General features: G+C 39.9%; 4 protein-coding genes and 1 pseudogene. 1 reads left to right on the top strand and 4 read right to left on the bottom strand.

Annotated features, from left to right (window positions below):
- The 4 genes from HMPREF1517_RS02415 to HMPREF1517_RS02400 form a co-directional block, all read right to left on the bottom strand.
- On the bottom strand, positions 1 to 4,327 hold a 4,327-nt coding region (locus tag HMPREF1517_RS02415; RefSeq protein ID WP_037599191.1), incomplete at its 3' end, for a CshA/CshB family fibrillar adhesin-related protein.
- Positions 4,328 to 5,074: 747 nt separating this feature from the next.
- Complete coding sequence (gene pyk / locus HMPREF1517_RS02410) at positions 5,075 to 6,577, bottom strand: pyruvate kinase (RefSeq protein WP_004182640.1); 1,503 nt, start codon at positions 6,575 to 6,577, stop codon at positions 5,075 to 5,077.
- A gap of 69 nt (positions 6,578 to 6,646) precedes the next feature.
- Positions 6,647 to 7,666, bottom strand: coding sequence for a 6-phosphofructokinase (gene pfkA, locus HMPREF1517_RS02405; RefSeq protein WP_013990713.1), 1,020 nt, complete (start codon positions 7,664 to 7,666; stop codon positions 6,647 to 6,649).
- A gap of 92 nt (positions 7,667 to 7,758) precedes the next feature.
- Positions 7,759 to 10,869: a DNA polymerase III subunit alpha gene (locus HMPREF1517_RS02400; protein ID WP_037599189.1), complete on the bottom strand. Its 3,111-nt coding sequence runs from the start codon at positions 10,867 to 10,869 to the stop codon at positions 7,759 to 7,761.
- Positions 10,870 to 11,074: 205 nt separating this feature from the next.
- Between HMPREF1517_RS02400 and HMPREF1517_RS02395 the strand changes: the two are divergent.
- Positions 11,075 to 11,288 (top strand): annotated as a pseudogene (locus HMPREF1517_RS02395) (ISL3 family transposase); the annotation flags it as partial.

Below are 11,288 nucleotides of genomic sequence, written 5' to 3'. Positions count from 1 at the left end.
TTGTGTAAGTCGCAGATGCTTTGGTTCCGTTCTTATCTTCACGAACAACCGTCACAGCTGGAGCTGTTCCAGTAAATGATTTCTCTGGAACAAAAGTTACAGTTCCGTCGGCTGCTACTGTGTAAGTACCAACTCCATCAACTGTCTTGGTAGTTGAACCATCGTCGAAGGTTGCTGGAACGTCATCGTTCATTGGCACACGGCTATCACCTTCAGTAAATTCAGGCTTACCTGTTTGGGTTTGACCTTGTTTACCTGTTGATGTTGTATCTTCTGCTGTTGGTGTAACTGGTGTTACTGTTGGGGTGTAAGTCGCAGAGGCTTTGGTTCCGTTCTTGTCTTCACGAACAACCGTTACAGCTGGTGCAGTTCCATCGAATGATTTTTCTGGTACAAATGTAACAGTACCGTCTGCTGCTACTGTGTAAGTACCAACACCTTCAACGGTCTTAGATGTTGAACCATCGTCAAATGTCGCTGGAACATCTTCATTGATAGCTACTGTTTTCTCAACGCCATCAACGGTTACTGTTCCACCCTTGAATTCAGGTTTACCAGTTTGAGTAGCACCTTGGATATCTTTTGTTTCAGCTGGAGTTGCTGTCGGTGTTACCGGTACGATTTCAGGCGTGTAAGTTGTGTCCACCTTGATACCGTTTGAGCTTTCAGCTTGAACCTTGGCCGGTGTTACTACACCTGTGTATGATTTATCAGTCGGTGTGAAAGTGACTTGACCAGTAGCTGAATCAATTGAGTAAGTACCAATTTCAGTTGTACCATCAGCGGCATAAGCTGGTGTACTTGTCACTTCATTACCATCATTATCCAAAAGCGTGTAGCTATTATCTTTGATCGTAATAGCTTTATCTTCACCATTCACTTGAACAGTTGTACCTGCGAAGGTTGGTGTCCCTGTTTGCGTTGCACCTTGAACATCTTTAGAAGTTGCAGGGTTTGCAGTTGGAACTGCTGGCACAACAGTTGGTGTGTAGGTCGCATCTGAAGTAATGGTTGCAGTCTTACCATTAGCATTTGTAATAGTAGCAGTTGCCTGAACAGTTACTCCTTTTGCAGTACCAACAAAGTCTTTTTCTGGCGTAAATGTTACTGCTCCAGTCGTTGGGTTGATAGTATAGCTACCTTCTCCTGCTACTGTTACAGTTGTTTCATCAGTCGGTTGACCAGTTGCGGGATCCACCAATTTCTTGCTTGTGATTTCAGCAGTCTTATCATTACTCAAATCAAAGGTTGGTGTTTGGGTTTGAGGAACGTTTTGAATATCCGCAGAAACCTTGTCTGTAGGAGTCACTGTGATTGGTGTGACTGTTGGTGTGTACTTAGCTGTTGCAGTCTTGATGTAATCCTGTTGGATCTTACCATCTTTGTTTCTACCAACTGGCGCTGACAATGTAACTTCCACACCTTTGGCTGTACCAGTAAAGCTTGGATCTGGAGTGAAGGTTACTTCACCCGTTGAAGGATTAATCGTATAAGCTCCTTCCCCTTCAACTGTTACAGATGGCGCATCAGTAGTGAGACCTGTGGCAGGATCCACCAACTTAGCAGGATATTCTGCACTTGGAGTGATTGAAATCTTGTCACCATTTGAGTTAGTCTCAGTTGTGTTAAAGGTCGGAGTTTCTTTTTGAGTCGCCCCTTGAACATCAGTCGAAGTTTTGTCAACTCCTTCGATTTCAATTGGAGTGACTGTTGGAACGTATTGACCATCCATGGTATTCAACTGACCATTAATGTTTGGTTCTTGATCTGGGAATTTTGTTGACCAACCAGTATCATAACCGTTGTTATCTGAACGACGAATAGAAATACCATCAGCTGTTCCAAGGAAGTTATCTTCAGGAATAAATTCAACGTCGACATCTTTACCGTTGGCAGTAATCTTGTACTTACCTTGTCCTGGAACGACATAGTAACCGTCCCCATCAAGAGTAGCACGGTTGCCATCTTTATCAACGATGTATGGTTCTACCGTTTCGTCAATAACGGCACTAGAATTAAGCTCATACTTGTGTTCTCCACGTGCTGTAAAGGTTACAGTTGCAGTTTGCTTCGCCCCTTGAGGACCACTTGTTTCCTTGAATTCCCCTTTTGGTGGGTGCGTAATTTGAGTTCTGAAGTCTTCCACTTCCCCTGAGAAGGCCATACCAGTTGGGCTCTCAATCTCGTTAGCTTTCTTGGCAATACGAACACGAGCACCTAGTTCTTTAACGCTAGGGTCGATATAAGTCTTGCTATTTGCAAAAGTCAACTCAACTGTACCGTCATTTGTGATTCTTGCAAGATCAGAGCGTTCATCTTCATCAAAGGTACCATTTTGGTTAAAGTCTATCCAACCGTAGATATAAGCTTCTGAAGCTCCATCTGTATGGGCTTCTATTGACAGCTTGTAGTTACCTGGGCGTGTACGATCCATCTTGATCATCTCATTGGTTGTACCTTTAAGCTCATCTGGAAGCAATTGGTCAATTCCTTCATCGGCCGTAGTTGCCTTATCATCACCGAACCAGTCAAGAACAGTATTCTCATCCATATCTGGGCTCACATTACCAATATATGGTTGATTTACTTTAGCACCAGTTATACCATCTACAGTTGCAATGGTATGCATAGCTTTTCCGTATGACTCAGGAGCGTCCCCTTCATCAATTGGGAAGAATCCTAGCATTGCTGACTGTTTACCACCTGAAGCGACATAAAGTCCAACTTCAGAGGCACCACGCGTCATAACGATTGGAACAGTATAATTACCTTCAGAAATGTTTGGTCCAAAGATACCGGTTCCTAGACCACCTGTAACTTTGTCAGGATTTCCAAAATACTTCCAAGCTACTGGTTTCTTTTCTGGTCCAACTTCAGTAGATCTACGAAGTTGGTTTAAGTTGGTATTATTAAATTTAGGATTAGGTCCAAAAAGATTTTCAGTATCTTGTGGTGAATATGTTACAGAAGTACTTGGTCTGGTAAACTTTTTCCATTCTCCAATATGCTGCCAACCTTCTCCATTGGTAGTAAACATAACTAATTCACCTGGGTTAGCAGACTCCCCATCAGCCATAACAATAGCTGGCTTAACTGTCTTACCACGGAAGGTTGCAGAGATTTCAAACTGAACTCCAATATTTCCACCATTCAAAGCTGAACTTATGGTAGTCTTCTTGGTTTTCGTATCAATATTCTCAAATCTGATTTCAGTCCAATTATTTTGGGCATCAGCGACGATTTTGGCCTCTTCACCATTGTTAAAAGCTTGCTTAGCAGCATTTGAAGTGACTCCACTTACATAACCATTTTTTGCATTTGGATCATAGGTTGCTTTTTCAGCTTCTGTAGCCCCTTGATTTTCCATCCGTTTCTTATAGATTTCAGTCGCTTGGAAAGGTTTCAAAGATTTGACTTTTACAGTAACTACATAACCAGGCATGATTTCCTTGGTATAGGTAGACCCAACTTGAAGAGCCAATTTTTCTTCTAAGTTCTCAGTTGGTTTAACTTCACTTTTAGGAACTAATACTGTAGTAGTTCCTGTCCAGTTAGCTACATCTCCAAAGTCCAACCATGAGATTTGGCTAGCCATTGATTTGGCATCAACATTTGTAGTAAAGCCTGGTTTTTCAACTTTTGGAGTTGAGGTTGCGTCTTCTACATCATCACCAATCAAGTTTGGATCATGGGCATCACCAAGGGCACGACGTGTACGACGGCGACCAGAAGTTTCTGCTGTTACAACAGGTTGCACTACAGCAGACGCTTCGGCACCACTTGAAAGAGCATTCGTTGTAGAAGCTTCTGCTTGAACGTCCACACCTTGTGCTTCAGATGCTGTTTCTGAAGCAGGTGTCTCAGATGATGCTGATGTAACAGAGGCTGTTGTTGAAACTCCCATAGTATTGCCTACACTTGTAGAGCCAGCAACACTAGTGGTAGATGCTGCAGTAGTTGCTGACGTTGATGTAGCTGCTTGAGATGTTGTCTCACTAGAAGCTTGTGTTGTAGACGTTTCAGAGGTAGCTGCGCTAGCATTTGAAACGGTTTGAGACTGACTATTAGTCTCAGAAATTGATAAGAAATTTGCGACTTCCGTCGAAGCTTGAGCAGCAACAGCATTCTGAGAAGATGTCTCATCACTCACTGTAGCAGTAGTGCTAGCTACATCTCCTGCTTGGACTTGGTTAGCTGTTTCATCGGCAGATACTTGACTAGCAGTACCAACCATAACCAGAGTTCCAAGAAGAACGGAGCAAACCCCTACATTCAGCTTACGAATCGAAAATCGACTTATACGATCATTAAATAAATCTTTACCCACTTTGGTAATCCTCCACACTTATACTATTAAGTATCTCACCCCTCAATGAGATTAAAAGTATTTAAAAATACTAATCGTTAAATATTTTAACAAAATTCCTAATATTTGTGAAAAGAAATGCTCTTATTTTCAATTTTTTTATAAGGTTCACTTAAAAATAATCATGTAAACAGTAGAATGATTATAGATATCACTATTTTTATAAACATTTCAATTAATAATTTTATAATTATTTACTTTTGGAATTATCAGAAAAAAAAACTTATGATTTCATTTTTTTCAAAAATCGATTTTCAGAATTAATAATTCATTAGAACTTTTAAAATAGTAAGTCATTATTGAAATAAAAATGGTTGGTTATCAACTCAGTCCTTCTAAAAAATATAGCTTATAACCATCTTAACTATAGTTTAGAAGCCTATTTAACGACATTTTTTATCCTGTTGTTTTCAACAAAACCAAAATTTCTTTGAAAAGATAATTTCCCTCTTCTCTAAATACCTTCTAAGTCATATGACACTTAGAACTAAATCTGTTTAAAATACAAACCAAATCAGCCATCTTGCTTTAAACCATTCGGAATAAGTATGATATTCTTCACTTTTTCACTTGTTATTATTATCCAATTGATTTAGCTACCTAGGAAAAAAGCTCTATAATCTCTTCAATAGTTTAACCTACTAAATCGATTATAGAGCCAAAAAAAGAAGATCCAAAGACCTTCTTTCAATTTAAGTTCTACTTAAATTATTTTACTGTGCGGATACGCATAGTGTTTGTACCACCTGTACCTACTGGAACACCAGCAACGATAACAATGTTATCACCAGATTCTACAAGACCTGATTCCAATGCAACTTTTTCAGCAACATCAAACATATCATCAGTTGAGCTTGGTTTTTCAGTAACTACTGGAATAACACCCCAGTTAAGCATCAATGATTTTTGAGTAATTTCATCGAATGTTACAGCCAAGATATCAGCTTCTGGACGGTATTTAGAAATCAAACGAGCAGTGTTACCTGATTCAGTAAGAGCAACAACAAGTTTGATATCCATTGAGTTAGTAGCATCTTTAACTGCAGACGCAACTACTTCAGTCTTAGTTGAACGGTCAAATGTAGATGAATCAAGACGACCATACTCTTTAAGAAGAGTTTGAGCGTTTTTATCAATTGTAGCCATTGTACGAACTGATTCAACTGGGTATTTACCATTTGCAGATTCACCAGAAAGCATTGTAGCATCTGTACCATCGATAACTGCGTTGAATACGTCAGATACTTCAGAACGAGTTGCACGTGGTTTTTCTGTCATTGTTTCAAGCATGTTAGTAGCTGTAACAACAACTTTACCAGCAGCGTTTACTTTTGTGATAATCATTTTTTGGTAAACTGGAACCATTTCGAATGGTACTTCGATACCCATGTCACCACGAGCGATCATGATACCGTCAGCAGCTTCGATGATTTCATCAATGTTATCGATACCTTGTTGGTTTTCGATTTTAGCCAACAATTGAACGTGACCATTACCAGTTTCTTCACAGATAGCACGAACTTCTTGTACATCTTTTGCAGTACGTACGAATGAGATAGCGATAAAGTTAAGACCTTGTTCAAGACCAAAACGGATATCAGCGTTATCACGTTCAGCAAGTGCTGGGAAAGGAATTTTAGTGTAAGGGATGTTTACACCTTTTTGTTTAGCGATGATACCATCATTTTCAACTTCAACGATGAATTCACGTTTTTCAGCATCTTTGTCAACAACACGAAGACCAAGTTTACCATCATCGACAAGAACTTGTTTACCAACTTCTACATCGTCAAAAACGTCAAGTGCACCTGCAACGTTCAAAGCGATAACGTCGCGAGTTGATTTGATACCTTGTTTAGTAGCAACACGAATTTGTTCACCAGTTTTGTATGCATACTCTTTAGCATCACCTTCGAACAATTCAGTACGGATTTCAGGTCCTTTTGTATCAAGAAGGAAACCTACTTTTTGACCAGCAAGGTCTTCTGCCATACGAACGACATCCATACGTTCACCTTGTTCAGCGTGGTCACCATGTGAGAAGTTGAAACGGAAAACGTTGGCACCTTCCTTGATCAATTGAGCAATGTTTTTAGCAGATGCTTCACGGTCAAGTTTTTCACCCCAGTAACCATCTTCACCAAATTTTTTGCCGCCACGGATTTCAACCGCAGGACCAAGTGTTGCAACGATTTTTACACGTTTATTCATGATAAATAAAACTCCCTTATATTTTTTGTCGCATTAGCGACGGATTAACAATAATTTAAGTAACTGAGATTAGCTCAAGTTAGACAATGAACGGTTAAGGTCTGCAAAGTCAAGACGTGCTTTGTGAGGATTGTTGACGATAATTTTACCGTCTTCAGTAAGACTGAACAAAGCTCCTTCTTCTGCTGTACCAAGGATTGGGCTTTCAACAAGCTCTTCATTGTGGATACCAACAGCTACACCACCAATACCTTGTTTAAGGAGGTCAACCGCATGTGCACCCATCCATGAAGCAAGAACACGGTCACGCGCAGTTGGTGAACCACCACGAACCACGTGTCCAATGTTTGTTGCACGAAGATCTGAAGTATCTCCAGCTTCTTTCATTTTAGCTGCAAATTCTTCAGCACCCATGACACCTTCAGCAACTACGATTACATGGTGAGTTTTAGCACCTGATTCGTAACCTTCTTTAACTTTACGTACAACTTCATTAATATCATACTCTTCTTCAGGTACGATAATTTGGTCTGCACCAGAGGCAATACCAGCCCAAAGAGCGATATCACCGGCGTTACGTCCCATAACTTCAACGACGAAAGTACGTCCGTGACTGAAAGCAGTGTCTTGAATCTTATCGATAGCTTCTGTTGCTGTTGCAACAGCAGTATCAAAACCAATTGTGTAGTCTGTACCAACGATATCGTTATCGATAGTTCCTGGAAGACCAACAGCTGGGAAACCATGTTCAGTCAAACGCATAGCACCATGGTAAGAACCATCTCCACCAATAACTACTACACCTTCGATTCCATGTTTTTTAAGTTGCTCAATACCTTTAAGTTGACCCTCAAGTTGGGCAAACTCAGGATAGCGAGCAGACTGAAGGAAAGTTCCACCACGGCTGAGGATGTTGTCTACGCCTTTGGCATCAAGTTGGAAGATATCTCCTTCAACCATACCAGCGTATCCACGGTTAATGCCAAAGACTTCAATTCCTTCAGAAATTGCTTTGAGAACAACTGCACGAGCGGCAGCGTTCATACCAGGGGCATCTCCACCACTAGTTAAAACAGCAATACGTTTCATTATTCCTGATACTCCTTTTATATATTTAACATTTTCATTATAACACAAAGAATTCTAAATGACTTTAAATTTGAAAAGATTTATTGTTTTTTTTACCGTAAAACCGTTTTCAGCACATAAGGTGCTAATTCCCGATTAAGTTCCTCGTTCTTAGTTACTCTGTATCTTTGACTAACGATAGTTTCCTTACTTCCTTGATAACGGATAATGACAGGAATGTGTCCAGGATACTTAGCTAATATTTGAGAAACTTCTATGTCTTTATCATGATTTTCAAGTAAAATCCAAAAACGCTCCGTGCTAGCTTCCTCCATATTTGACAAGATTAACTGAATGCGTCCATCACGCTCTTGGGTCCGTCCATCAAGATAAAAGAGACCACCTTCACTTAATTTATCCTTATGATAGAAATAAGTTTCTGGAAATAGGGTAACATCAAGTTTATTGATCCCATCAGTGACGTTCAGAAAGGCCATCTGATCACCTTTTTTAGTTCTGATAATTCGAACGGATTCTATCTGAACCAAAACTGTTGCCTTAGTATTAACAGCCAAATCAGAAATGGCTTGATAGGGACGAGAGGCCATTTTTTGAGCCAAGTGTAAAGGATGGGGGCTAAGCCCAACTCCTAGTAACTCCTGTTCTAAATTATAACGATCCTTCTGGCTATAGTCTTCATAATCAACCCAAGAGTAGGATGACTCTGCAAACAAACTTCCTAACTCATTGACAAAAGTAAAGAGGTTGCTTAAATTACCAATGATTTTCTGACGATTTGGTTCAAAAATATCAAACAAACCAATCTGGATAAGAGGTGTCAGACTATCAACTTTCTGATATTTGCTAGGAATACGTGTCAAAAAGTCTTCTATAGAAATGTATTTACCATTTTGTTTGCGATCCTCAATAATCCAAAGGGCAAAATCTCTTGGCAAGCCTTTGATAGTCTTAAGACCTAATACAATCTTTCCATCTGAAATCTTGTCCAGATAGGGAATTCTATTAATATCAAGGCTGGCTAGAGAAAAGCCATTTTCAATTGCATCCTTAATGTAATCACTAGACGAATAGTTTAACATGACGTCATAGAAAATCTGAGGGTAATGCGTTTTGAAATAGGCTAATTGAAAGGCTAGTGCTGAATAAGCATAGGCATGACTTCTATTAAAGCCATAACCTGCAAACTTAGCCATCATACTAAAGAGTCGTTCAGCAATCTGTGGGTTACGTCCCAACCGACGACTTCCTTCCATGAACTCTTCGGACATCTTGGACATTTCATTGGCATCTTTTTTCGACATTGCCCGACGAAGCAAATCGGCTTTTCCGAGTGTGAAGCCTGCAAATACTTGGGCAATCTGCATAACCTGCTCCTGATAAAGCATGATACCATACGTAGGCTCAAGGATTGGTGCAACTACTGGATCAATCAAATCTACTTTTTCCTTACCATACTTACGAGCGATGAAATTATCTGTATAATCGCTAGCTCCAGGTCGGTTAAGAGAGGTTGTCGCTACCACTTCTTCGAACTTAGCGGGTTTAATCCGTTTAAGAAGGTTAATAGCACCCGCCTGCTCAAACTGAAATATTCCCTTAGTTTTACCCTTGGCAAAAAGAGCTAGGGTCTGAGGATCTTCCAAATCAATTGATTTGATATCTATAGCGACTCCCTGCTCTTCTTCAAGTTTCTCCTTCATTTTTTGAACAAAGGTCAAATTACGGAGGCCCAAGAAATCCATCTTAAGCAAGCCGTTGGCTTCGACCGCGGAGGCATCGTACTGAGTAACCATCATATCCTCACCAGCTTTTAGAGGAATATGGTTGGTTAGGTCATCGTCACTCATCACTATACCAGCAGCATGGATTGAGGTCTGTCTTGGCTGGCCTTCAATAGCCTTAGCAATCTCAAAAGCCCTCTGAAATTCTTGTCTTTGATTAATCAACTGTCTAAATGACATATTCTTCTCATAGACAGAGGTCAAGGTGTCACGAAAAGAAATCTTTTTACTAAGTTGTGACAGTTCAAATTCCTTGGCTCCGAAACGTTTAAAAACATCTCGGATAGCCTGTTTGGCCCCAAAAGTTGAAAAAGTAACAATCTGAGCAGAGTGCTTACTACCATAACGGTCCCTAACATAATGAAGAAACTCGCTTCGATAGATATCAGGCAAGTCGATATCTATATCAGGCATGCTATAACGTTCTTCATTTAGAAAACGCTCAAAAAGCAAGTCATTTTTAACGGGATCAATTCCAGTAATATCAAGGACATAAGCCACCAAGCTTCCTGCAGCAGACCCACGTCCCATTCCCATATAATAACCACGGCTACGCCCAAAGCGTAATAAATCCCAGACAATCAAGAAATAATCATCAAATCCCATCTGATGAATGATAGACAATTCTTTGTCTAAACGTTCCTGATAAACTGCTTCGCTTAACTTTTTTGTTTCTAATCCAGATTGGGCTAATTGACGTAATTGGTCAACTGCTGGCATATCACGATTAAAACGGGGAAGCTTCAAATCCGTATCAAATTGATAAGTAATGTCTGAAACAAGTTGCTCCAAATTGTTCAAAGCCTCTGGAATATCACTATATGCACTTTCCATTTCTTGAGGCGAGAAAAGAAGCTGATTCATAGGACAAATAGAGGCCTCTGACAAGGAAACGTTTTGTGAGATGGCATGCAACATCTGAATCGTCGAGCGGTCTGCATTCTCAAAATAACGCACTGTATGTAAAGGAATTACAGGATAATCAAACTCTTTGCCAGCATCTTCTGGCCTTATCCCAATAAAAACCTCTGAACCAAGAGTCATCCCTGGCTCCCAGTCTTCACTCGGAAGGATGAGGGCAATAGCATTTAGATAGTCCGAAAAAGCTGTAAACTCGCGTTGCCCTGAGGAGAGCTCTGTTGCCAACTTCATCAAATTTTTATAGCCCTGATTATTTTTTGCTAATAGACGAAAAGGAATTTTTCTTCCCTCGTAAAATAGATTAGCTTCCATACCAATCAAAGGACGTAAACCCTTGCTACTTGCAAACTGAGCAAAATGATAAGCAGCATAGAGATTGTCACGATCCATCAAACCAAGGGCTTGATAGCCAAGCTCTTTGGCACGCTTAATGTAGGTGGTCAAATCTACAACACTATCCATGAAACTATAGACAGATTTTGTATCCAATTGTGCAAACATGAAGGCCTCCTTTCTATCCTTCTATTATAGCATACGCTCCTTGTAAAAACGCCTCTACCATGTTAACTGTTTCAAACAAAAAGGGCTCTATAATTTCTGTAGTGGGTAAAACCACTGTAGAGGATTATGGAGCTTTTTCAATGTACACAAAAAGTCCCATAAGAACTATAATGAAAAGCGACCAAACCATCATTAGGAAGAACTTATGAGACTTATTAAGAATACCACAGAATTAATCGGAATTAAAGACCAAAATATCAAGATTTCACTTGTTTTGGAAACTAATACTCATATCGAGATTCATGCAAAACTTGATTACCCTGCACCATCATGTCCTCATTGTCAAGGAATAACGATCAAATATGACTTTCAAAAGCCTTCTAAAATCCCTCTTCTCGAGCAAGCGGGAACTTCAACAC

It is taken from the genome of Streptococcus sp. ACS2 (assembly GCF_000525585.1).
Classification (GTDB): Bacteria; Bacillota; Bacilli; order Lactobacillales; family Streptococcaceae; genus Streptococcus.
Note: the sequence above shows the minus strand (reverse complement) of the source record. Positions and strands in the feature narration are given on the sequence as shown.